The following is a 21,562-nucleotide window of genomic DNA, read 5'->3' as shown; positions in this document are numbered from 1 at the left end:
CGAACCATCCCCCTTGAAGAAGCACGCACCATAAACGAAAAAACCGCCCGAAGGCGGTTTTTGCAGAGGCCGGGGGAAAACCCGGTCTCCTGAAGGCTGCGAAGATTAACGCTTCGAGAACTGCTTTGCACGACGTGCAGAGTGCAGACCGACCTTCTTACGCTCCACTTCACGTGCATCACGTGTCACGAAGCCGGCTTGGCTCAGTGCAGACTTGAGTGTTGCATCGTAGTCGATCAGAGCGCGGGTGATGCCGTGACGGGTCGCACCGGCTTGACCGGATTCACCACCGCCGTGGACATTGACCTGGATGTCGAAAGTTTCGACATGGTTGGTCAGCACCAGGGGCTGCTTGGCAATCATGATCGATGTTTCGCGGCCGAAGTAGGACTGGATGTCCTTGCCGTTCACAGTGATCTTGCCGGAGCCTTTTTTCAGAAACACGCGGGCGACGCTGGACTTGCGACGGCCGGTGCCATTGTTCCATTCACCAATCATTCTCAAGGCTCCTTAGATTTCCAGCACTTTGGGCTGCTGGGCGGCGTGGGGATGCTCAGCACCACCGTACACCTTGAGTTTCTTGATCATTGCATAGCCCAGGGGACCCTTAGGCAGCATGCCCTTGACAGCCTTTTCCAGAGCACGACCAGGGTGCTTGGCTTGCATGTCGCGGAAGTTGGTGGCCGTGATACCGCCGGGATAGCCCGAGTGACGGTAGTACACCTTGTCCAGGGACTTGGTGCCGGTAACCTTGAGTTGGGCTGCGTTGATAACGACGATGAAGTCACCGGTATCGACGTGAGGCGTGTAAATGGCCTTGTGTTTGCCGCGCAAACGGAGAGCAACTTCGCTGGCTACTCGTCCGAGGACCTTATTGGTCGCGTCAATCACAAACCACTCGTGCACAACCTCAGCGGGCTTTGCGCTGAAAGTAGTAGTCATGAGTTTCTCTTTTCAAGAGGGGGTTTGTAAGGGCCCTTTTCCACGGTCGGTGCTTCTCTGAAGGAAGCCTCTTAGGTGGGACTGATGTGTTCGCCGCGGGGCCGCTCAATCGCTGCGAAGCCTGTGATTATACGAAGTTTCACAAAAACGGTACAACCGCTCATCCCGAAGGCCGACCACCGAGGCGCCGAACCACTCAGTTGCCCATCTGCCGGGCACGCTGCTCCTCAGCCTCGTAGCGCTTTCGGTTCTCGACACAGATGGCCTGCCCGACCTGCGACGGCTTTTGGCATTCCTGATGAATGCACATGGGTTTGGCCAAGAAGCCAGCATTCGCGCAGACCTCTTGGGGCGTCGGGATTTTGGCGGGTGCTGGCCGGGGTTTCGGTTCAGGCGGTGGCGGGGGGGCGGAGGAGGCGCTTCCACAGTCACCACCGGTGCGGGGGCACGCTCTGGGGCCACCTTTTTTGCAGCGGCGCTGTTGCGCACCACGGGCTTGGGCGCCGGAGCCGGCTGGGACGCAGAAGCTGCAACCAGCGGAGGATCCACGAGACTGGGCTCCGCCACAGCCACCTCACTGGCGACCGAGGCGCTGGCCACCGGGGCAGACGCTTCCACCAGCGTCAAAGCGGCTGGTGGCTCAGCCACTTCGGTGATGATGTCATCCGCCACCGGCGCCTTGCGTGCATACAGCCCCCAGCCAGCACTCGCCACCGCCATGAGAGCAACCGCAGCCACAGCCCCCCAGCGCAAACTCTTGTGGCGACGCGAGACAGCCGCGCGGGCCCGTTGACTCGATTCGTGCGAAGCGCTCGCAGACCTGGAAGACTTGGAAGCATGCCCCCCTACTTCGCGGTGCGCGCCCGATCCTGAACGATGACCTGACGGGCTGGACGACTCCAACTCCTCCATCATCACCGTATCGCCCGGGTCCATGAAGACGGTATCTGCAGCCTCTACAGCCACCGTATCAGGGCCTGAGTCAGCATCCACCCGCTTGGAATCGTGCAAAGCGGCAGGAGCAGAGACCGCGGCTTGCGCGCCTGCCAGCGATGCCTGGATATCCGCCACGATCTTGGGCGCAGAGGTCACATCCACGGTGGGCGTCAGCAACCCTGGGCCGGGCTGGTCCGCAGGCTCGACCCAGATGTCGCCCAGGTCAGCGCGGAAATCGAATCCGTCAATGCCTTCAGGCGCAGACACCATTTCCATGGCCTGCAAGAAGGCGTCAATGTTCTGAGGACGATCTTCGGGGCGCAAAGAGAGGGCCTGGGTCACCGCTGCGACAAATGCAGGCGAATACTCAACACCAAACTGCCGCTTCACGGTCTTGGCAATGCGGGGGAACGGCACCATGCGATCTCGAATGGAACGCAAGGTGGCCGGCAAAGGCGTGTCATTGCACAGGCAGCCATGCACGACCGCCGCCAGCGAATACAAATCGCTCCAGGGCCCCTGGCGCAGATCATCATCGGTTTCTGAATACTGCTCGATGGGCGCGTAGTTGACCTTGAGCACCGCAGTGTGCTGGCGCCCCTGGTCGTTGATGGCGTGGCGTGCGGCCCCCAGGTCCAGCAACACGGGGGGGCCATAGTCTTGCAAGAAGATGTTGTCTGGCGAGATATCGCGGTGCAGCGTCTTGCCGTCGTGCAACACCCGCAGCGCCCCCAGCACTGACCACAGCACCTTGCGCAGCCAGGCCTCTGGCGGCGGAGTGCGCATCTGCGCACGCGCTTGCTTGAACGTGATGCCGCTGTAAAGCGGCATGACCATGTAAGCCGTGTTGTTCGCCTCCCAGAAACGGAACACCTTCACGAGCGAAGGGTGATCAAACTGGGCCAGCAAGCGCGCTTCGCCCACAAAGGAAGCCAGTCCGGCCTGGAAGGTCTGCTGATCGGACGAGGATCGAACCCCCAGGGATTGCCCGTGCACACGGCCTGCCAGAGCCGTCGGCATGTATTCCTTGATGGCCACCGCGCGGTGCAGGGAATGGTCAAACGCCTTGTAGACCATGCCAAAACCGCCCACACCCAGAAGCCCCAGGATTTCAAACTCAGCCAGCCTGGTGCCGGGCGGCAGCGCATCAACGTGGCTGACGCCGGCGGCAGGGGTTTGGCTGGAACGTTCGATCATGGTGAAAAGGGAGCAGGACCGGGTCTGAAAGGGCACTCAATCGGTGCCTGCCAAGCGTCTCGGCTGGGCAACAGACGCGATGATGCGATATCAAAGCCTGTAGAGAAGCTACAAAAAGCACACTGTCTGAGAAAAACATCACAGACCGCCGGAAGGTTGTGATTTTGCCCGGCTCCTGACCCATGCGTATGAGGTTTCTCAGCACTTTCCGTCGTCAAGGTACGCAATCGTTACCATACGGGCATGTTCAGTTATCGCCACGCATTCCACGCAGGCAACCATGCCGATGTGCTCAAGCACACGGTTTTGATTGCCACCTTGCAATATCTCACGGAGAAAGACGCGGCGTTGACCGTTCTGGATACCCACGCCGGCGCGGGCCTCTACCGGCTGGATGGCGACTACGCCAGCACCAGCGCAGAGGCCTCGGATGGCATCCTGCGCCTGGTCGCCCCCGAAGTACCGCCCCTCACCCCGGCTCTGGCAGCGTATGTAGACATGGTGCGGGCCTTCAACCAAGGCAGCAAAACCAAGGTGTACCCCGGTTCGCCCTTCATCAGCCAGCGCCTGCTGCGCGGGCATGACAAGCTCAAGCTGTTTGAACTCCACCCCACGGACATGCGCGCGCTGGCTGGCAACGTGGCCCAGCTGGAAGCCGGCAGGCAAGTGGCCGTGCTGCACGAGGATGGCTTTGAAGGCGTCAAAAAGTTTCTGCCTCCACCAGCCCGCCGCGCTTTGCTGCTGTGCGATCCCAGCTATGAAATCAAGAGCGACTACGGCAAGGTGCTAGACATGGTCACCGATTCGCTCAAGCGCTTTGCCACCGGCACTTATGCGGTGTGGTACCCCATCATCCCCCGCCCAGAGGCCCATGATTTGCCACGACGCTTGAAGACCCTGGCCACCAAGGCGGGCAAGAGCTGGCTGCATGCCACGCTGACGGTGAAATCCAGCAAGGTCACGGAAAACGCGGCCGGAGAAACCAAGCGCCCCGGCTTGCCAGCCAGTGGCATGTTCCTGATCAACCCGCCCTTCACCCTCAAGCCCGCGCTGAAGGAAGCCCTGCCGCAAATGGTGGAATTGCTGGCGCAAGACAAGCACGCCACCTACACGCTGGAATCGGGCAGTTAAGAAAATGCCTGCAGCGACTTAGTCTGGTCGCTTGGGCGGGCAGGTGTCCTCGCCAGTGCTGAGGGGGAACACATCCACCGGCTTGAGCCCCAAGCCGTGCAACCCCAGGGCAATGGCAGCGCCTCGGCTCAGGTCTACCACCCGGTTGGCGGCATGCGGGCCCCGGTCGTTGATGCGAACGACCACCCCGCGCCCTGTGATCTGGCTGCGCACGCACACCATGGTCCCGAACGGCAAGGTGCGGTGGGCAGCGGTCATGGCATGCATATCAAAGCGCTCGCCACTGGCGGTGCGGCGCTTGTGAAAACCAGGGCCGTACCAGGAAGCCAGCCCGGTTTCGCTGGGCAAGACTTCCGCCTCCTCCTCACCCTCTTCGTCCTCATCGCTGCTCAGCAGATCGATGGCGGAGCGCTGGGCGGAAAGCGGTTTTTCCGCATCAGAGGATAGCGTCGCACCGGGGTCGGGCATGCCCGAATCCTCATGGGCAAGAACAACGACAGGCAAGGCCAGCACCATAGCGGCACAGGCCAGCAAGGCAGCCCAGAACCTGCGCCCACTTGCAAGCCCTGCTGCGCGCTGCCCTGGCACGTTTACAGCTCCAGTCGGCGGCAAATCTCCAGCGTGGCCGCGCTCTGGTTCATGGTGTAGAAGTGCAAGGCGGGCACCCCGGCGCTGCGCAACTGGTCGCACAGATCGGTCACCACGTCCAGGCCAAACGCCTTGATGCTGGCGGTATCGTCGCCAAACGCCTGCAGGCGCAGCCGGATCCAGCGCGGAATCTCGGCGCCACAGGCATCCGAAAAGCGCATCAGTTGCGTAGAGCTGGAGATGGGCATGATGCCGGGCACGACGGGAATGTCTGCACCCAGCTTGTACGTATCCTCCACAAAGCGGAAGTACGCATCGCTGTTGTAGAAATACTGGGTAATGGCGGCATCAGCACCCGCACGCACCTTGGCCACGTAGGCCTTGAGGTCAGCCTCGGGCGAGCGGGCCTGCGGATGCACCTCGGGGTACGCGGCCACCTCGATGTGGAAGTCCCGCCCCGTTTCTTCGCGGATGAAGGCCACCAGGTCGCTGGCGTACTGAAATTCGCCGCCCGCGCCATAGCCGCTGGGCAAGTCGCCCCGCAAAGCCACCAGCCGCCGCACGCCCATGCCCTTGAGCACAGCCAACTGTTCACGCACCGACTGCCGCGTGGCGCCAATGCATGAAAAATGGGAGGCCGCGCTGACGCCTTCCGAAAGGATCTCTTTCACCGTGGTGAAGGTGCCCTCTTGCGTGGAGCCACCCGCCCCATAGGTCACGGAACAAAACTCTGGATGCAGGGCATACAGCTGCTGGCGCACGGTACGCAGCTTGACCGCGCCCTCTTCGGTTTTTGGCGGAAAGAATTCCAGGCTCACCGGGAAACCGGTGGCTTCGGTCTTGGCAGCGTTCATGCAGCCCTCCTTGCGTCAATAAAGAATTCCCGGTTGCCGTCGCCGCCCTGAATAGGGCTGTCGATCCACGACAACACGTCCAGGCCCACCTCGGCACAGCAATCGCGGATGCGCTTTTCCACCACGGGGTACAGCGCTTCGTCGCGCACAATGCCGCCCTTGCCAACCTGGCCGGGCTGTAACTCAAACTGCGGCTTGACCAGCATGAGCAGCCGGCCCTGCGGGGCCAACAGCGGCACCAGCGCGGGCAGTACCAGCGTCAGAGAAATGAATGACAAATCGCCCGTGATCACATCAAACACGGGCGTGATGTTCACCTCCTCACGCCCCGGCTTGCGACGGCGCACCACGGGCAAAGAGCCCTCGGCACGCGCCTTGGCCTTGGCAGCGCGCTCGGCCTTGAAGGCTTCCACGTCCTGCTCCTTGGCGTCGTCGCTGTCGTCGTACTCTTCATCCACCAGCCCGCCGTTGCGCATCCAGCTGTAGGGGGCCACGGGCTGGGTCTCGTTGTCCTCTTCGTCCTGCACCTCTTCTTCAGACAAGGCCACGTCGCAGCCTTCCAGGAGGGACTCGGCAGTCATCGCCCGAGCGTTCAGGCCTTCCACGCCCACTACGCGCGGGTCATCGCGCAAGCGCTCGTGCAACTGGCCGTGGCCCACGTCCACACCAATGACCTGGGCAGCGCCGTGCTGCAGCAAGCAGTCGGTGAAGCCGCCAGTGCTCTGCCCCACATCAAGGCAGCGCAAGCCTTTGACCACCAGCCCCGTCGCCTTGAGGGCGCCTTCGAGCTTGAGCCCGCCACGCGAGATGTATTTCGCCTCGGCATCGTCGAGCAAGCGCACCTCTGCCATGGGTGGAATGTCATCGCCGTTCTTGACCACCTTGTTCCAGGCAGACAACGGCGTCAGCCGCCATTCCACCCCCGAGGCGATCAGGCGTTGCGCCTGTGAGCGCGTAGCGGCATGGCCGCCTTCCACCAAAAAAACATCTGCGCGCATGCGTACTCTCTTGTCATCCGACGGAAATTGGAATAAAAACAGGCACCAGCGCTTACCCAGTAAGCGCTGGCAGCTCCTAAATCAGGAGCATTCAACCTCTATCGCCAGGGCTTACAGCGGCTAACAAAACTCAGCGAAGCGGTTCTGGCTAGGCGCTGTGTTGCAGGCAGTACAAGCAGTACGACAAGACACAGCAACGACGCCAGAAGAGATTTGTTAGCCGCTCTTAGTAGCGGTAGGTATCTGGCTTGTAAGGGCCTTGCTTGGGCACGCCGATGTAGGCGGCTTGCTCGTCTGTCAGCTCCGACAACATCGCGCCCACCTTCTTCAGGTGCAGGCGTGCGACCTTTTCATCCAGGTGCTTGGGCAGCACGTAGACCTTGCCGTTTTCATAGAAGTCGCTGTGCGTGAACAGTTCGATCTGGGCAATCGTCTGGTTGGCAAAGCTGGAAGACATCACAAAGCTGGGGTGGCCCGTGCCACAGCCCAGGTTCACCAGGCGGCCCTTGGCCAGCAGGATGATGCGCTTGCCGTCAGGGAAGATCACATGGTCCACCTGGGGCTTGATTTCTTCCCACTGGCAGTGCTCTTCGAGCTTGGCGACCTGGATTTCGTTGTCGAAGTGACCGATGTTGCAGACGATGGACTGGTCCTTCATGGCCTTCATGTGCTCGAACGTGATCACGTCGCGGTTGCCGGTGGTGGTCACGAAGATGTCGGCCTTGTCGGCGGCATATTCCATGGTCACGACCTTATAGCCTTCCATCGCGGCTTGCAGGGCGTTGATGGGGTCGATCTCGGTCACCCACACCTGGGCGCTCAGGGCGCGCAAGGCCTGGGCCGAGCCCTTGCCCACATCGCCGTAGCCCGCCACCACGGCCACCTTGCCAGCAATCATCACGTCGGTAGCGCGCTTGATGCCGTCCACCAGCGACTCGCGGCAGCCGTACAGGTTGTCGAACTTGCTCTTGGTCACCGAGTCGTTCACGTTGATCGCGCGGAACATCAGGCTGCCCTTGGCCGACATTTCCTTCAAGCGGTGCACGCCGGTGGTGGTTTCTTCCGTCACACCAATGATTTGTGCGCTCTTGCGGCTGTACCAAGTGGGGTCCACCGCCAGCTTGGCCTTGATGGCGGCAAACAAAATGCGCTCTTCTTCGCTGCCAGGGTTGGCCAGCACGCTTTGGTCCTTTTCGGCCTGCTTGCCCAGGTGCATCAGCAGCGTGGCGTCACCGCCGTCGTCCAGAATCAGGTTGGGGCCTTCGCCTTCGGTGCCTGCAGGGCCAAAGTCAAAAATGCGGTGGGTGTAATCCCAGTAATCCACCAGTGTCTCGCCCTTTACCGCGAACACGGGAGTGCCCGTGGCGGCAATGGCAGCGGCAGCGTGGTCTTGCGTAGAGAAGATGTTGCAGGAAGCCCAGCGCACCTGCGCGCCCAGGGCCTGCAGGGTTTCGATCAGCACAGCCGTCTGGATGGTCATGTGCAGCGAACCGGTGATGCGCGCGCCCTTCAAGGGCTGCTTGGCCGCGAATTCCTCGCGGATGGCCATCAGGCCGGGCATCTCGGTTTCAGCAATGCGGATTTCTTTACGGCCCCATTCGGCCAGGCCGATGTCGGCAATGATGCAGTCGGTGTTGACGGGGGCGTTGACGCGTGCGTTCATGGTGTGCTCCAAAGCAGGTTTGAAAAGCCACTTGACGGGGAAGATGCAACTCACCACACGAAAAGTGGATGAGCGTCGTTGCTTGATGACTCCGAGCCTCACGCCCCGCAGATGGCAGGGGGCGCTGCAACGCTCCTCGGAAGTGCGGATTATAAAAGCAGTCGCCATGCAGGCGTCTCGCGTGCCACTTCAGCCCCCAAGCCCACTGGGTAAAATCGCCAACCAAAAGCCCCCGCGCCACCGCGCTCCACAGGGGCTGCGCACCCTCTGACCCCGCAGCGCGCCGCCTGTCGCGCCTGCCTACCCATTTGGAACCCCTTGTGTCCTACGCCCCAGAAACCCGGCGCCGCCGCACCTTCGCCATCATTTCCCACCCTGACGCAGGTAAGACCACGCTGACGGAAAAACTGCTGCTGTTCTCGGGCGCGATCCAGATCGCCGGTGCGGTGAAGGGCCGCAAAGCCAGCCGCCACGCCACGTCGGACTGGATGGAGATTGAAAAGCAGCGCGGCATCTCGGTGGCATCGTCGGTGATGCAGATGGCTTACCGCGACCATGTGGTGAACCTGCTCGACACCCCCGGCCACAAGGACTTCTCGGAAGACACCTACCGCGTGCTCACCGCCGTCGATTCGGCCCTGATGGTGATCGACGCCGCCAACGGTGTGGAAAGCCAGACCCGCCGCCTGATCGAGGTGTGCCGACAGCGCGACACGCCCATCATCACCTTTGTGAACAAGATGGACCGCGAAGTGCGCGACCCGCTGGACATCATGGACGAGGTCGAACGCGAGCTGGGCATGCCCTGCTGCCCCATCACCTGGCCCGTGGGCCAGGGCAAGAGCTTTGGCGGCATCATCAACCTGCGCACCAAGAGCATGACCGTGTTCCAGCCCGGCAGCGAAAAGCGCCCGCAGGACTTCGAGACCATTCCCCTGTCTGACGCTGACAACCTGCGCGCCCGCTTCGGCCAGGCATTCGACGACGCGCTGGAGAGCATGGAGCTGGCCGTGGGCGCATCCGCAGAGTGGGACCACGATGCCTTCCTGAAAGGCAAGCTCACCCCCGTGTTCTTCGGCTCCGGGGTGAACAACTTCGGGGTGATGGAAGTGCTGGACGCGGTGGTCGATATGTCGCCCCCGCCCGGCCCGCGCGTGGCCTACACCGAGGTCAACCGCAACCGCGAAGAAAAAATCATCCAGCCTGAAGACGAGAGCTTCTCAGGCGTGGTGTTCAAGGTGCAAGCCAACATGGACGCCAACCACCGCGACCGCATCGCCTTTGTGCGCGTGGCCTCGGGCAAATACACCCCTGGCATGCGGATGAAAGTGCAGCGCACCGCCAAAGAACTGCGCCCCACCAGCGTGGTGACCTTCATGAGCCAGCGCCGCGAAGCCGTGGACGAGGCTTATGCAGGCGACATCATCGGCTTCACCACTCACGGCGGCGTGCAACTGGGCGACACCATCACCGATGGCCCCAACCTGCAGTTCACCGGCCTGCCGTTCTTCGCACCTGAAATGTTCATGACCGTGGTGCTGAAGAACCCCCTGCGCACCAAGCAACTGCAGCAGGGCCTGATGCAGCTGGGCGAAGAAGGCGCCATCCAGGTCTTCAAACCCGACGCAGGCGGCAACATGCTGCTGGGCGCCGTGGGCCAGCTGCAGTTTGAAGTGGTGCAGCACCGCCTGAAGACCGAGTACGACTGCGACGTGCGGCTGGAAGCCTGCCAGTACACCGGCGCACGCTGGATCACCGCCGACACCCCAGCCGAGCTGCGCGAGTTCGAAACCGCCTACCCGCTGCGCATGGCCCATGACGCAGCCGACACGCTGGCGTATCTGTGCACATCGCCGTATGACGTGCGACTGGCGCAAGAGCGGTTTCCGAAGATTCACTTTCATCCGCTGCGGGAGCATGCGGGGTTGGCGTTGCAGAAGGCTGGTTGAGCCCGCATGCAGCCTCTGGACCTCTGGCCAACAGCGGCCCGCCGCGAACTGGCGGGCGTGTTCACCGACATCGACGACACGCTAACGACCGAGGGCGCCATCACGCCCGACGCACTGCAGGCATTGGCTGACCTGAAGGCAGCGGGCCTGTTGGTCATCCCCATCACCGGGCGGCCGATTGGATGGTGCGAGCCGTTCATGGCAGGGCCCGCGGGCGCGACCTGGCCGGTGGATGCCATGGTGGCCGAGAACGGGGCCGTGGCATTCACCCGGGGCGCTGGCGCTCAACCACCGCTGGTCAAGCGCTACCAGCAAGACGCCGCCACGCGCAGCGCCAACCAGGCACGCATGCGCGAGATCGCCGCGCTGGTGGCTTCGGAAGTGCCTGGTGTGGCCCTGAGCCGCGACAGCGCTGGGCGCGAGACCGACCTGGCTTTTGACTACGCGGAGTTCGACCGGCACCCGCCGGAGACCGTGCAACAGGTGCTGGCTCTGCTGCAGCGCGAAGGCATGCAGACCACGGTGAGCAGCATCCACATCCACGGCTGCTTTGGGGACTTCAACAAATGGCAGGGCGCCAACTGGATCGTGCGCGAGCTGCTGGGACGCGATCTGGCGCAGGAGCTGGACCGCTGGGTGTTTGTGGGCGACTCAGGCAATGACCAGGCGATGTTCCAGCACTTCACCCATAGCGTGGGCGTGGCCAACATCGCGCGGTTTGTGCCGCAGCTCTCACATCTGCCACGGTATGTGACGCAGGGCGAACGGGGCGCGGGGTTTGCGGAAGTGGCTAGGGCAATTCTGGCGCACCGCTAAAGACGAGCAAATCAAGCGACAGGGCGCTGTCGCCACAGCCCGGGCTGATCCACGCAACAGGGCCAGCCCCACCGGGACCGTGCACGCAAGACCGCCATGGTGCAGTTTTGACTAAAAACGCCAGCTTGCGCCAGTGGAATATGCCGTGACAGCTATTATTTAAATAGCACACCCATCAAGCCTTGAGGAAAATATCCGTATCCGGCGCAAAACACGCATGCAGCGGCAGCAGCGCTCCGCCCAGCGCGCGCGCGTCGGAGCCCATGGCGCCCAGCTCCAGCCGGGGCGGCTGGTGCAGGCCCTCCCAGTTGTAGTCGGCCATCGCGTGCCGCGCGCCCTCGCACAGCGCCTGCAGCAGCTCGGGGGCCGCAGCGCCATCGACCACCACGGCATCCAGATCCAAAAACGCAGTGGCCGAAACGATGCAGTGCGCCAAGCCCGCCGCTGCGCGCGCAATCCATCCCCGGCTGTGTTCCAGCCACGGTGCCTGCAGCACACGCTTGTCGTAGGCGGCCATGGGGTCGAGGCCGTGTTCGCGAAAGCGCTGCTCCAGTTCCCACAGGGATGCCTGGCTGATGAGCTGCGCGGGCGCCTGGCCCGGCTGCGCGGGTGACAGGGGCAGCGAGGCCACGGCGCCCGCGTTGCCGTGCAGGCCCCGGTGCAGGTGCGAGTTGATGACCAGCCCGCCGCCCACAAAGGTGTCCATGAACAGGTACAGAAAACTCGGGATATCTCGCCCGCGCCCCTGCAGCAGCTCCGCCACGCAGGCGGCCGAGGTGTCCTTGGCAAAACTCACGGGCAGCTCGGTCATCTGCTGCACCTGCTCGGCCAGGTCGATGTTGTTCCAGGCTTCGGACTGCGCTTCGGTAAGCCCCAGCATACGGTGCCAGCCGCCGAGCTGGAACGGCGCGGCCACGCCCACGCCCACCACGCGCGAGCGCAGCGGGCCCAGGCCGTCGAGCAACTGGTTCAGGTGTGTGCGGATGGCGGGCAGCAGCACCTCGATGTCAGGGAAGGCGTAGTCGAGCACGATGCGCTCGCGCACATGGCCGGTGAAATCGACCAGCAGCCAGTCGGCGCTGCGGCGGCCGATCTTGATGCCGATGGCAAAGGCGCCGTCGGGGTTCAGGCCGATGGGCACCGAAGGCTGGCCCACACGACCACGCACCGGCGCTTCGCGGCGCAGCAGCTGGTCTTCATCGAGCCGCGCAGTGATCAGGCCGATGGTCTGCGCCGTGAGGCCGGTGACGCGCGCCATCTCGGCTTTGGCCAGGCTGCCGTGGGTCCGCAGGGCCTGCAGCACCACGCGTTCGTTGAACTGGCGCAGCCCTACGTGGTTGGAGCCGCGCTGGCGCAGCAGCGCGGGGCTGGCGGCGGCGTTGTCAACGGCGGAGGGAGAAGCGTCGGCGTCCAGCATGGTGTTGAAACGGTCAGGCGTTCAGAGTGTCGCCGATGACGCCCTTGCGCAGCAGGAAGTTACCCCAGGGCTGACGCTCGCCCGTCACGACGATGGCATAGGCTTTTTTGACGCGTTCGTAGAACGCAAAACGCTCCACGCCCTCGGCCTGCGCGCTGGTCACGCCCTCGCGCGCCAGCACGTCCAGGGTTTCGCGCTGCAAGGCTGAACGGTACGGCACCTCGGTGCCACCCACCTGCATGTAAGCCACGGGGTGCGACACATCCTGCGCCAGGGGCAGCACGCTGGCCACGGCCTGCACAGCGCGCGCCATGCCAATGCCGGGCAGGCGCAGCACGGGCTTGCCAGCCCCAAGGCTCATGGCGGTGAAGTTGGCATCGGCCAGCACGATGGCGTCGTCGTGGCCCATCTCGGCCAGCACCTTGAGCAGGTCGGGAGTCAGCAGGGGATCAATGTTTTTCAGCATGGGGGCGTTTCAGGCGAGGCATTCGACGGGCAAATCGGACGCGGCCATGGCCCCGGTCATCACGGCCACGGTGTCGCTCATGCTGATCTTCTTGGGGTTGACCACGGCCGCACGCTTGCCCAGGCGGGCGATGTGGATGCGGTCGGCAATCTCGAACACATGGGGCATGTTGTGGCTGATGAGGATCACGGGCAGGCCCTTGTCGCGCACGCGGCGGATCAGCTCCAGCACCATGTTGCCCTCCTTCACGCCCAGGGCGGCGGTGGGCTCGTCCATGATGACCACGTGGCGTGCAAATGCTGCCGCACGCGCCACGGCCACGCACTGGCGCTGGCCGCCCGAGAGCGTCTCCACCGCCTGCGTCATGGAGCGGATGCCGACCTTCAACTCGGCCATGCGGGCCACGCTTTCTTCGAGCATCTTCTTTTTGTCGAGCATGCGCAGCGCGCTGCCCAACAGGCCGGGGCGGCGAAGCTCGCGGCCCAGAAACAGGTTTTCGGCAATGGTCATGGCCGGGGCCACCGCCAGGTCCTGGTACACGGTTTCGATGCCCGCACGGCGCGCGTCGATGGGGCTCTTGAATTGGATGCGCTGGCCGTCGAGCAGGATCTCGCCTTCGTCCGGCACGGTGGCGCCCGACAGCGCCTTGATCAGGCTCGACTTGCCCGCACCGTTGTCGCCGATCACGGCCAGGATTTCACCGGCGCGCAGTTCAAAGTCAGCGCCGTCGAGCGCCGTGACCTGCCCATAGCGCTTGACCAGGCCCTTGGCCTGCATGACCAGCGGGGCGTTCGTTTCCTGGGTCGTTGTGTGTGTGGAGGTCCTCATGATCAACGCACTCCTTTGCGCGAGAGTTGGTCGGTGGCCACGGCCAGGATCACGAGGATGCCAGTGACCAGAATTTGGTACACCGACGACACACCCATCAGCGTGAGCCCGTTGCGGAACACGCCCACAATCAGCGCCCCCACCAGCGTGCCCAGAATGACGCCGCGCCCGCCAAACAGGCTGGTGCCGCCCAGCACTACAGCGCTGATGGCGTCGAGGTTCTCCGTCTGGCCCGCATTGGGGTCGCCCGCGCCGGTGCGCGCCACCGACAGCAGCGACGCAATGCCGTAGAACAGGCCTGCCAGCACGTACACGCCCAGCAGTACCTTGTCGGTGGCAATGCCGGTGAGGCGCGTGGCCTCTGGGCTGTTGCCCACGGCGTACACATGGCGGCCGGGCGCGGTCTCGCGCAGCGCAAACCAGGTGACGAGGTACAGCACCAGCATGAGCACGGCCCCCCACACGATGGCGGTCTGCCCCAACTGGAAGGTGTTGCCCAGCGCGACCATGCCCGCAGGGATGTCGGTGATGGTCTGCGCGCCCGAATACAGCTGCGTGGCGGCAAACGCGATGTTGAGCGTGCCCAGCGTGACGATGAAGGGCGGCAGCTTGATCTTGGTGACCAAGAGGCCGTTGACCAAACCAAACAGCATGGTCACCGCCATGCCGCAGGCAATGGCCACGGGGGCCGAGAGGCCGTAGTCCGCCGCCATCTTGGTCATCACGATGCCGCCCAGCGCCATCACCATGCCACACGACAGATCAATGCCCGCCGTGAGGATGACTAGCGTCTGGCCGATAGCGATAACCGCCACGACCATGACCTGCTGCAGGATGAGCGCGAAGTTCTGCGCCGACAGAAAACGCTCGCTCTGCGTGGCAAAAAACGCGCACGCCAGGATCAGCGCGATGAACGGCTCCAGCGTGGCCAGCGGCGGTAGTTTGGAAGCGGTCGAGGACATGGCGGCTCCGTGCGGGTGGACAAAGGTGGCGCTCAGAAAGCAGTTGACGGTTGGGAGCCGATCGCAAAACTCAGCGAAGCGGTTCTGGCTAGGCGCTGCGTCGCAGGCAGTACGGTAGTACGACAAGACGCAGCAACGACGCCAGAAGAGTTTTGAGAACGGCTCTTACTTGGCGCCCCAGCACAGGTCGGTGCCAGTCTTCACATCCTTGCTGTCCACGCCCGCCATGGGCTTGGCAGCGATCAGCGTCACGCCGGTGTCGGTGTAGCCGCTGACCTTCTTGCCGGTCTTGGCGTATTCCACGCCTGCCGCCACGCCCATGGCGGCCATGCGCAGTGGGTACTGCTGGCTGGTGGCGGCGATCACACCCTTGCCCACATCGGCAATGCCTGCGCAGCCGCCGTCCACCGAGACGATGAGCACGTTCTTCTCTTTGCCTGCGGCCTTGAGCGCGTTGTAGGCACCGGCGGCGGCGGGCTCGTTGATGGTGTAGACGATGTTGATGTCGGGGTTCTTCTGCAGGCAGTTTTCCATGCCGGTCTGGCCCTTGGCGCGGTCGCCAAAGCTGTCGGCCATGCAGACCACTTCGGCGGGGCGCGACAACTCGTTGCTCTTGGCATCGTTGGCCTGCAGGCCAAAGCCCTTCAGGAAGCCGTTGTGCCGCTGCGCACCCACAGGGTGGCCGGGGAACAGGTCCAGCGTGGCGATCACGGGCTTCTTGCCCGCAGAGGCGGCCTTGGCGTACTGGCCGATCAGCTCGCCCGCCTTGTAGTTGTCGGTGGCAAGCAGCGCGTCCGTCGCATCCATGGGCTCGGTGGGGCTGTCGAGCGCAATCACCATCACGCCACGTGCCTGCGCCTTCTTGATGGCGGGCACGATGGCCTTGGCGTCGCTGGGGGTGATGAGGATGGTCTTGGCACCGGCGGCGATCAGGTTCTCCATGGCCGTGACTTGGCCTGCGTTGTCGCCGTCGGTCTTGCCTGCCGCCGACACCAGCTTGGCGCCCAGCTTCTTGGCCTCGGCCGTGGCGCCCTCTTTCATCTTCACGAAGAAGGGGTTGGTCTCGGTCTTGGTGATGAGGCCGATGACGGGCTCGGACGTCTGTGCCTGGGCCAGGCCACAGGCCAGGGCGCCGGTGAGGGCAAGGGCAGAAAGCGCGAAAGCGGGGGTGCGTTGCATGGCGTTGTCTCCGGGTATTGGGATGGCAAATTCCTGTCGGCCCCGTGTTGCGCGGCTGGCAGGTGAACCACTCTTGTCGGGTGGATGGGATCGAACTATAGTGGCCGACAAGTTAATAAATCAAGTGGATTTACTTATGGTTTTCCCTATCCAGTCCGCTGGTTCTGCCACTGCCCACACCGCACCGCCGCTGCGTGTGGCCACGGCGGGCGAGGCCTTGTTCGACCTGATCGAAGAGCCCGATGGCCGTCTCAAGCCCTGCGCTGGCGGCGCGGTCTACAACCTCACCCGCGCGCTGGGCCTGCAGGGCGTTGGCACGCAGTACCTCAACCCACTGTCGGGCGACATGCTGGGGCGGCAACTGGCACGTGGCCTGCACGATGCGGGTGTAGCCCTGGCCGCGCCCAGGCCGGTGCGCGCGCCCAGTGCGCTGGCGCTGGCCGCGCTGGATGCCGGGGGCAAGGCCAGCTACAGCTTCTACCGCGATGGCGTGGCCGACCGCCAGGTGACGGTAGCAGCACTGAATGCCGCATGCGCCGCATTGCCTGAGCTGCAGGTGGTGGCCACGGGCTGCCTGGCACTGGTGGCGCAGGACGCCGCCATCTACCAGCCCTGGCTGGCAGCACAGCGCGCAGCGGGCCGCATGGTGGTGGTGGACGCCAACCTGCGCCTGTCGGCCGTGGACGATGCGGAGGCCTACCGCGCCAACGTGATGGCCGCCCTGCAGCATGCCCACCTCATCAAGGTGAGCGACGATGACCTGGAGGCGCTAGCCGTGCCGGGCACCACTGCGCTGGAGCGCGCCCACTACCTGCAGCAGCAGACGCAGGCGCAATGGCTTGCGCTCACGCTCGGGCCGGACGGCGCCTGGCTGCTGCAGCGCGATGGGCTGGCCGTGCATGCGCGCGAAGATGCACCGATCACGGTGGTGGACACGGTGGGCGCGGGCGACTGTTTTCTGGCGGGGCTGATCACCGCCTTGTTGGCCGGGCCCGAGCGGGGGGAAGAAGCGCTGGCCCTGCGCGCGGGGGGTATCACGGCGCCCATCACGGAAGCCCGGCTGCGCACCGTGCTGCACCACGCGCTGGCCAGTGCCAGCCACTGCGTAGAGCGGGCGGGCTGCACGCCCCCACGTTACGAAGAAGTGCGCGAAAGGCTGGCGCTGCGGCGCTCAACGACCGCCGCAGGCCGGTAGCCCTTACTCGGCCGGCTTGGCCGCCGGTTTGCGGGCCCGGCTGCGCGGGCGGGCAGCGGGGGCCTTGGCGGAGGCGGTGCCTTCTGCCTCCGCAGCAGAGTCCTCAGGCGCAGCGGCCGGGGCATCGGCTGCTTCACCCCCAGCACGCGCACCGCGTGCGCGGGGCGTGGCGGCCTTGCGTGGGCTGGCGGCAGGCTTTGCACTGCCTCCACTGCGCGCACGGCTGCGGCGAGGGGGTGCCGCTTCTGAGCTATCGGCCTCGGTGGATGCACTGACCTCCGGGGTGTCCGCACTCTCTTCTGCTTCGGAGCGCAGCGCTTGTGGCGCGGTGGTATCGATCACCGGCTCTGACGGCAACGCTTCAGAAGCCACGGGCTGGCTGAAATAGCGGCTGGCCGGGCGCTCAGCGGGAGCATCGGCCTGCTCGGACTCAGGGTGTTCGTTGCGCTGCGCGGGGCGCGTTTCCGCGCGGTCTGCGCGGTCTGCCCCCTCACCACGACGCCCTCGGCTGCGGCCCTGTGCGCCCTGCCCTTCGCTGTTGTCAGAACGCAAATCGGGTGCCGTCGCCACCGCATGGAAGTCATGCCGCGCGGCGCCGCCTTGGCTGGTGCGCTCATTGGTGCGCTCTCCGGTGCCTTCGGGTCGTGCAGATGCGGCTGGGGCGCTCGGCGCACCATGGCTGCGGTACACATACGCGCCTGATTTTTCATCACGCCCAAACTCCAGCAGCCCACGCGCCTGTGCTTCCTCCAGCAGGTTGCCAAAGGTGCGGAAGCCATAGCGCCCTTCGCTGAAATCGGGCTTGCGGCGCTTGATGGCCTCCTTGAGTACCGAGGCCCAGATCTTGCCCGTGTCCCCCCGCTCCAGCAGCAGGGCCTCGAAGGTTTCGGCCGCCAGCTCCACGCCCTGGGTCCGGCGCGTGTCCTGGCTTTCCTTTCGGCTGCGCTCCTCCTCGGGGCTGCGGCGGGGCGCGGGCGGTGGGTTGCTGCCAGGGCTCTGGCGGCGGGCCTGCGCGCGCTGGTTCTCGCGGACCAGGTCGTCGTAAAAGATGAACTCGTCGCAGTTGGCGATGAGCAGGTCCGACGTGGACTGCTTGACGCCCACACCGATCACCTGCTTGTTGTTCTCGCGCAGCTTGGACACCAGCGGCGAGAAGTCCGAGTCGCCGCTGATGATGACGAAGGTGTTGACGTGCGACTTGGTGTAGCAGAGGTCCAGCGCGTCCACCACCAGGCGGATGTCGGCTGAGTTTTTGCCCGACTGGCGCACATGGGGGATCTCGATCAGCTCGAAATTCGCCTCATGCATGGTGGCCTTGAAGCCCTTGTAGCGCTCCCAGTCGCAATAGGCCTTCTTGACCACGATGGAGCCCTTGAGCAGCAGGCGCTCCAGGATGGGCTTGATGTCGAACTTTTCGTACTGCGCATCGCGCACGCCCAGAGCGACGTTTTCAAAGTCGCAGAACAGGGCCATGCTGATGCTGTCGGAGGGGGATGCCATATCGTGTGTGAGTTCCGTTCAATGCTGCGGATCATCACACGGAACGCATTGCACCCTCCGAAGGGAGTGGCCTCAGGTGGGTTTGGCCAAGCCCAGTTTCTCTACCAGCGCCTTCTCGCGCGTGAACGTGTCCTGCGCAAACTTCTTGTACGCCGCCGTGCTCATGTACATCGGCACCATGTCATAGCGCGCCAGGGCCGTGCGATAGCTCTCTTGCTCCATGGCCTGCTTGAAGGCATCGTGCAGGCGCTTGACCACCGCATCGGGTGTGCCCTTGGGCGCACCGATGCCAAAGGGCGAGTTCTGCACCAGGTTCAGCCCCAGCTCCTTGAGCGTGGGCGCATCGGGGAACTTGGCCAGGCGCTCGGCACCCCAGGTGTTGAGCACGCGCAGCTTGCCAGCCTCGACCTGCGGTGCAAAACCGGTGGAGTCGGCAGCCGCCATGATCTGCCCGCCCAGGATGGACTGCATCAGGTCGGCGCTGCCCTTGTAGGGCACGTGCAGCAGCTCGATGCCCAGCTGCTGCGCGATGAGTTCCATGGTCAGGTGCGGGCTGGTCATGGTGCCGGTGGAGCCGTAGCTCAGCTTGCCCGGGTTGGCCTTGGCCCAGGCCACAAAGTGCGTCCAGGTCTTGAGCGGCGAGTCGGCAGGCACCACCACACCAAAGGCGTAGCCCGTGACGTTCAGCACGTAGCTGATGTCCTTGACCGGGTCCCAGTTGATCTTGGTGGTGTAGGGCAGGCGGAACACGCCCAGCGGAATCTGCGCCAGCGTGTAGCCATCGGCCGAGGTGCCTTGCAGGGCCTGCGCGGGCAGCGTGCCACCAGCGCCTGGCTTGTTCTCCACCACCACAGGCTGGCCCAGGATTTTGCTGGCGTTGTCGGCCAGAACGCGCATGGTGATGTCGGTGGGCCCCCCGGCGGGGAAGGCAATCACCAGCTTGATGGGCTTGACGGGAAAGCTCTGGGCCTGCGCGCCCAGGCTGGAGGTGGCCAGGGCCGCAGCCCCCCACTGGATCAGGTGACGACGCTGCATGGCGAACTCCTTGGAGGTACGGTGAAACCACATGCCACATTGCATCGCGCGCACGCGCGCCTGCGCAGGGGGAAACTCCCTAGAACCTGTCGCCCAGGTGGCAACACGGCGCCGCCCGCACCAGCTTTTGCCCACCGATCAGGCTTTGTAGGTGGACAGCAGGATGCTGGTTTCGGTGTTGGCAATGCCCGGCGTCATGCGGATGCGGGTGAGTGCGGCGTCGAACGACTCCAGGCTCTCGGCACGCACCTCGGCCACGATGTCCCACCGGCCATTGGTGGTGTGCAGCGTGCCCACCGCAGGCTCGCCACGCAGGGCGTGGATGACGGTGGTGGCAGCGTTGCCCTCCACCGCAATGCTCATCCAGGCGCGAATGCGCTGCGGCTCGGAGTCAGGCCGCAGCCGCACGGTGTAGCCAGTAATCACCCCACCCTCTTCGAGCTTGCGCAACCGCGCCTGCGCCGTGCCACGGGCAATGCGCAGCCGCTGGGCCAGCACGGCCACCGGGGTGCGGGCATCGGCGCGCAGGATGCTGAGGATTTCGCGGTCGGTGTCGTCAAGAAGGGGCATGGGTGCAGCAGGTTCACGTCGATGGGGTCGGCATCATGGCACGAATCGCAGCCGGCAGGGATTTGCATCAAAAACCACTGCAGCGCTTACTGATAAAGCGCCACCAGCTATCTTTTCAATAGCAATCATACCCCCGCTACAGGGCAATCGCATCTAAACGGAGATGCCCAAGAGGAGTTCCAGATAGCCCAGACTCCACCCCGCCCGCTTGCGCTTGGCCTGCAGGCCGATCTTCACCGAGGTGTCATTCTTGAGCACCTGCAGCGCCATGCGTCTGAGCACCGTTTGGTTGTGCGGACTTTGATCCTTGTATGACTGCGCCGCATCCTCGCGCATCGCTACGTCCAAACTCCAGTGCAACTGGTTCTCCACGCTCCAGTGCGCTCGGATGCTGTGCGCCAGCACCTTCGCGGGCGTGTGCGCTGGCAAGCTGCTCAGGTAATAGCTGACTTCTTCGCTGGCCTCGCTTCCCGCTTGCTGGCGCCTGCGCACGACCTGCACCACGCTGGCCAGCCCCGGCCAGTGTGCTGCTGCTCGCTGTAACGCCCCAGGCACAGGGCTGAGCCGGTAGCTGCGTAGTTCCTGGCGCCCGTGCCCGCTGCAGCTCTCGGTATAGGTGTTCTCCTCGAACCGCTCTTGGCTACCCTGCACTTCAAAGTGCTTTTGCACCACTTGGTGCATGTGTCGCTGATTGCCCTTTAGACTCAGCACATAGTCCGCGCCATGCTCGTGCAGTTGCCCGGCGATGCTCTTTTGGCAGCCGATGGCATCGATGGTGACGATGCAGCCTTTGAGGTGCAGCAAGCGCAGCAACTCGGGAATGGCAGTGATCTCGTTGCTCTTGCCATCGACCTTGCACTGGCCCAGCAGCAGTCCCATGTCTGCCGCCCAGGCGCTGACCATGTGCAGTGGCCTGCGAGCATCTGCTTTGCTGCTGCCGCGCACGCTTTTACCGTCAATGGCCACCGTGCCGTGTACCCTGCCTGCTACCTGGGCGAGCCATTGTTGGCAGGCCCGCTCCAACTCTTTGGCATCGAGCAGGCGAAACACCCGTGCAAAGGTATCGTGCGAGGCAATGCCCGAGGGCAGCGGCACCAAGCGCTCAAACCAGTCTTGGTGTTGCTGACCGAACTCGGCCATCTCTACGCAGTTGTCTGCGCCTGCGATGGTGGCGCACAGCGCCACTACCAGGATCGATTGCAGTTCGTGGCGGCGTGTGCGCTGCACGCGGGGATCGGGGATGTTTTTCAGGTGTTGCAGCAGGCTCATCTCAACAGCGTTTGGCAAGTGACTCAAGCGCTGCAGTTTCGCCGGGTTTAAGGCGTACTTTTAGATG

Annotated in this window: 20 protein-coding genes and 1 riboswitch; of the genes, 4 read left to right on the top strand and 16 right to left on the bottom strand. The window is 64.0% G+C overall.

Annotated features, from left to right (window positions below; all coding sequences use genetic code 11):
* Nucleotides 1-105: 105 nt before the first annotated feature.
* The 3 genes from rpsI to PQV96_RS03555 form a co-directional block, all read right to left on the bottom strand.
* On the bottom strand, nucleotides 106-498 hold the full coding sequence (rpsI, locus tag PQV96_RS03565) for a 30S ribosomal protein S9 (protein WP_044396979.1): 393 nt from the start codon (nucleotides 496-498) through the stop codon (nucleotides 106-108).
* A 12-nt stretch (nucleotides 499-510) separates the two neighbouring features.
* The gene (gene rplM / locus PQV96_RS03560; RefSeq protein WP_044396978.1) at nucleotides 511-942 is read right to left on the bottom strand and encodes a 50S ribosomal protein L13; all 432 of its coding nucleotides are present in this window, start codon (nucleotides 940-942) and stop codon (nucleotides 511-513) included.
* A gap of 105 nt (nucleotides 943-1,047) precedes the next feature.
* Nucleotides 1,048-3,075, bottom strand: coding sequence for a serine/threonine protein kinase (locus PQV96_RS03555; RefSeq protein WP_273624604.1), 2,028 nt, complete (start codon nucleotides 3,073-3,075; stop codon nucleotides 1,048-1,050).
* A 243-nt stretch (nucleotides 3,076-3,318) separates the two neighbouring features.
* Between PQV96_RS03555 and PQV96_RS03550 the strand changes: the two genes are divergently transcribed.
* Nucleotides 3,319-4,206, top strand: a complete 888-nt coding sequence (locus PQV96_RS03550; protein ID WP_142083440.1) for a 23S rRNA (adenine(2030)-N(6))-methyltransferase RlmJ — start codon at nucleotides 3,319-3,321, stop codon at nucleotides 4,204-4,206.
* A gap of 18 nt (nucleotides 4,207-4,224) precedes the next feature.
* On the opposite strand, the gene PQV96_RS03545 is transcribed toward PQV96_RS03550, so the two are convergent.
* The 4 genes from PQV96_RS03545 to ahcY all read right to left on the bottom strand — a co-directional run bounded on the left by PQV96_RS03545 (nucleotide 4,225) and on the right by ahcY (nucleotide 8,309).
* Nucleotides 4,225-4,794, bottom strand: a complete 570-nt coding sequence (locus tag PQV96_RS03545; RefSeq protein ID WP_273624601.1) for a septal ring lytic transglycosylase RlpA family protein — start codon at nucleotides 4,792-4,794, stop codon at nucleotides 4,225-4,227.
* Nucleotides 4,795-4,796: 2 nt separating this feature from the next.
* Nucleotides 4,797-5,648 carry a methylenetetrahydrofolate reductase [NAD(P)H] gene (metF, locus tag PQV96_RS03540; RefSeq protein ID WP_142083439.1) on the bottom strand — a complete coding sequence of 284 codons (852 nt, stop codon included), beginning with the start codon at nucleotides 5,646-5,648 and terminating at the stop codon, nucleotides 4,797-4,799.
* A complete protein-coding gene (locus PQV96_RS03535) occupies nucleotides 5,645-6,646 on the bottom strand; it encodes a TlyA family RNA methyltransferase (RefSeq protein WP_207374537.1) in 1,002 nt (333 codons plus the stop codon). The genes metF and PQV96_RS03535 overlap by 4 nt, the downstream gene beginning before the upstream one ends.
* Nucleotides 6,647-6,872: 226 nt before the next feature.
* Nucleotides 6,873-8,309: an adenosylhomocysteinase gene (gene ahcY, locus PQV96_RS03530; RefSeq protein ID WP_207374536.1), complete on the bottom strand. Its 1,437-nt coding sequence runs from the start codon at nucleotides 8,307-8,309 to the stop codon at nucleotides 6,873-6,875.
* 63 nt (nucleotides 8,310-8,372) lie between these two features.
* Nucleotides 8,373-8,453: riboswitch (S-adenosyl-L-homocysteine riboswitch) on the bottom strand.
* A 176-nt stretch (nucleotides 8,454-8,629) separates the two neighbouring features.
* On the opposite strand from ahcY, the gene PQV96_RS03525 reads away from it, so the two are divergent.
* Both PQV96_RS03525 and PQV96_RS03520 read left to right on the top strand, forming a co-directional pair.
* Nucleotides 8,630-10,258, top strand: coding sequence for a peptide chain release factor 3 (locus PQV96_RS03525; RefSeq protein WP_207374535.1), 1,629 nt, complete (start codon nucleotides 8,630-8,632; stop codon nucleotides 10,256-10,258).
* Between the two features lie 6 nt (nucleotides 10,259-10,264).
* Nucleotides 10,265-11,074 carry an HAD-IIB family hydrolase gene (locus tag PQV96_RS03520; protein ID WP_207374534.1) on the top strand — a complete coding sequence of 270 codons (810 nt, stop codon included), beginning with the start codon at nucleotides 10,265-10,267 and terminating at the stop codon, nucleotides 11,072-11,074.
* Between the two features lie 175 nt (nucleotides 11,075-11,249).
* Here PQV96_RS03520 and PQV96_RS03515 read toward each other — a convergent pair whose 3' ends face one another.
* From PQV96_RS03515 to PQV96_RS03495, 5 genes are all read right to left on the bottom strand, one after another.
* Complete coding sequence (locus tag PQV96_RS03515; protein ID WP_207374533.1) at nucleotides 11,250-12,491, bottom strand: ROK family transcriptional regulator; 1,242 nt, start codon at nucleotides 12,489-12,491, stop codon at nucleotides 11,250-11,252.
* Between the two features lie 13 nt (nucleotides 12,492-12,504).
* Nucleotides 12,505-12,957, bottom strand: coding sequence for an RbsD/FucU family protein (locus PQV96_RS03510; RefSeq protein WP_207374532.1), 453 nt, complete (start codon nucleotides 12,955-12,957; stop codon nucleotides 12,505-12,507).
* A 9-nt stretch (nucleotides 12,958-12,966) separates the two neighbouring features.
* Nucleotides 12,967-13,785: an ATP-binding cassette domain-containing protein gene (locus PQV96_RS03505; protein ID WP_207374531.1), complete on the bottom strand. Its 819-nt coding sequence runs from the start codon at nucleotides 13,783-13,785 to the stop codon at nucleotides 12,967-12,969.
* 2 nt (nucleotides 13,786-13,787) lie between these two features.
* Nucleotides 13,788-14,747, bottom strand: coding sequence for an ABC transporter permease (locus PQV96_RS03500; RefSeq protein ID WP_273624595.1), 960 nt, complete (start codon nucleotides 14,745-14,747; stop codon nucleotides 13,788-13,790).
* Nucleotides 14,748-14,912: 165 nt separating this feature from the next.
* Nucleotides 14,913-15,926 carry a sugar ABC transporter substrate-binding protein gene (locus tag PQV96_RS03495; RefSeq protein ID WP_273624593.1) on the bottom strand — a complete coding sequence of 338 codons (1,014 nt, stop codon included), beginning with the start codon at nucleotides 15,924-15,926 and terminating at the stop codon, nucleotides 14,913-14,915.
* Between the two features lie 136 nt (nucleotides 15,927-16,062).
* Here PQV96_RS03495 and PQV96_RS03490 point away from each other — a divergent pair, with 136 nt between their 5' ends.
* Nucleotides 16,063-17,121 (top strand): PfkB family carbohydrate kinase, encoded by a 1,059-nt coding sequence (locus tag PQV96_RS03490; RefSeq protein ID WP_273624591.1) that lies wholly within the window; start codon nucleotides 16,063-16,065, stop codon nucleotides 17,119-17,121.
* Nucleotides 17,122-17,124: 3 nt separating this feature from the next.
* On the opposite strand, the gene PQV96_RS03485 is transcribed toward PQV96_RS03490, so the two are convergent.
* The 4 genes from PQV96_RS03485 to PQV96_RS03470 all read right to left on the bottom strand — a co-directional run bounded on the left by PQV96_RS03485 (nucleotide 17,125) and on the right by PQV96_RS03470 (nucleotide 21,495).
* Nucleotides 17,125-18,621: an NYN domain-containing protein gene (locus tag PQV96_RS03485; RefSeq protein WP_273624589.1), complete on the bottom strand. Its 1,497-nt coding sequence runs from the start codon at nucleotides 18,619-18,621 to the stop codon at nucleotides 17,125-17,127.
* Between the two features lie 72 nt (nucleotides 18,622-18,693).
* Entirely contained in the window at nucleotides 18,694-19,656 is a 963-nt protein-coding gene (locus tag PQV96_RS03480; RefSeq protein WP_273624586.1) for a Bug family tripartite tricarboxylate transporter substrate binding protein, read from the bottom strand.
* 138 nt (nucleotides 19,657-19,794) lie between these two features.
* Nucleotides 19,795-20,226, bottom strand: coding sequence for an Lrp/AsnC family transcriptional regulator (locus PQV96_RS03475; RefSeq protein ID WP_044396960.1), 432 nt, complete (start codon nucleotides 20,224-20,226; stop codon nucleotides 19,795-19,797).
* A 153-nt stretch (nucleotides 20,227-20,379) separates the two neighbouring features.
* Nucleotides 20,380-21,495, bottom strand: coding sequence for an ISAs1 family transposase (locus tag PQV96_RS03470; protein WP_273624583.1), 1,116 nt, complete (start codon nucleotides 21,493-21,495; stop codon nucleotides 20,380-20,382).
* Nucleotides 21,496-21,562 lie beyond the last annotated feature (67 nt).

The sequence above is a fragment of the Acidovorax temperans genome, from assembly GCF_028596105.1.
GTDB classification, from domain to species: Bacteria; Pseudomonadota; Gammaproteobacteria; order Burkholderiales; family Burkholderiaceae_C; genus Acidovorax; species Acidovorax temperans.
This window is presented reverse-complemented; position numbering and strand designations above follow the sequence as displayed.

What these genes read in the sequence shown, in the direction of transcription:
- PQV96_RS03495 (WP_273624593.1), bottom strand. Translation starts at nt 15,926, where the DNA reads ATGCAACGCACCCCCGCTTTCGCGCTTTCTGCCCTTGCCCTCACCGGC.
- PQV96_RS03485 (WP_273624589.1), bottom strand. Translation starts at nt 18,621, where the DNA reads ATGGCATCCCCCTCCGACAGCATCAGCATGGCCCTGTTCTGCGACTTT.
- metF (WP_142083439.1), bottom strand. Translation starts at nt 5,648, where the DNA reads ATGAACGCTGCCAAGACCGAAGCCACCGGTTTCCCGGTGAGCCTGGAA.
- PQV96_RS03470 (WP_273624583.1), bottom strand. Translation starts at nt 21,495, where the DNA reads ATGAGCCTGCTGCAACACCTGAAAAACATCCCCGATCCCCGCGTGCAG.
- PQV96_RS03535 (WP_207374537.1), bottom strand. Translation starts at nt 6,646, where the DNA reads ATGCGCGCAGATGTTTTTTTGGTGGAAGGCGGCCATGCCGCTACGCGC.
- PQV96_RS03515 (WP_207374533.1), bottom strand. Translation starts at nt 12,491, where the DNA reads ATGCTGGACGCCGACGCTTCTCCCTCCGCCGTTGACAACGCCGCCGCC.
- rpsI (WP_044396979.1), bottom strand. Translation starts at nt 498, where the DNA reads ATGATTGGTGAATGGAACAATGGCACCGGCCGTCGCAAGTCCAGCGTC.
- PQV96_RS03555 (WP_273624604.1), bottom strand. Translation starts at nt 3,075, where the DNA reads ATGATCGAACGTTCCAGCCAAACCCCTGCCGCCGGCGTCAGCCACGTT.
- PQV96_RS03500 (WP_273624595.1), bottom strand. Translation starts at nt 14,747, where the DNA reads ATGTCCTCGACCGCTTCCAAACTACCGCCGCTGGCCACGCTGGAGCCG.
- PQV96_RS03550 (WP_142083440.1), top strand. Translation starts at nt 3,319, where the DNA reads ATGTTCAGTTATCGCCACGCATTCCACGCAGGCAACCATGCCGATGTG.
- PQV96_RS03505 (WP_207374531.1), bottom strand. Translation starts at nt 13,785, where the DNA reads ATGAGGACCTCCACACACACAACGACCCAGGAAACGAACGCCCCGCTG.
- PQV96_RS03490 (WP_273624591.1), top strand. Translation starts at nt 16,063, where the DNA reads ATGGTTTTCCCTATCCAGTCCGCTGGTTCTGCCACTGCCCACACCGCA.
- ahcY (WP_207374536.1), bottom strand. Translation starts at nt 8,309, where the DNA reads ATGAACGCACGCGTCAACGCCCCCGTCAACACCGACTGCATCATTGCC.
- PQV96_RS03475 (WP_044396960.1), bottom strand. Translation starts at nt 20,226, where the DNA reads ATGCCCCTTCTTGACGACACCGACCGCGAAATCCTCAGCATCCTGCGC.
- PQV96_RS03510 (WP_207374532.1), bottom strand. Translation starts at nt 12,957, where the DNA reads ATGCTGAAAAACATTGATCCCCTGCTGACTCCCGACCTGCTCAAGGTG.
- rplM (WP_044396978.1), bottom strand. Translation starts at nt 942, where the DNA reads ATGACTACTACTTTCAGCGCAAAGCCCGCTGAGGTTGTGCACGAGTGG.
- PQV96_RS03480 (WP_273624586.1), bottom strand. Translation starts at nt 19,656, where the DNA reads ATGCAGCGTCGTCACCTGATCCAGTGGGGGGCTGCGGCCCTGGCCACC.
- PQV96_RS03520 (WP_207374534.1), top strand. Translation starts at nt 10,265, where the DNA reads ATGCAGCCTCTGGACCTCTGGCCAACAGCGGCCCGCCGCGAACTGGCG.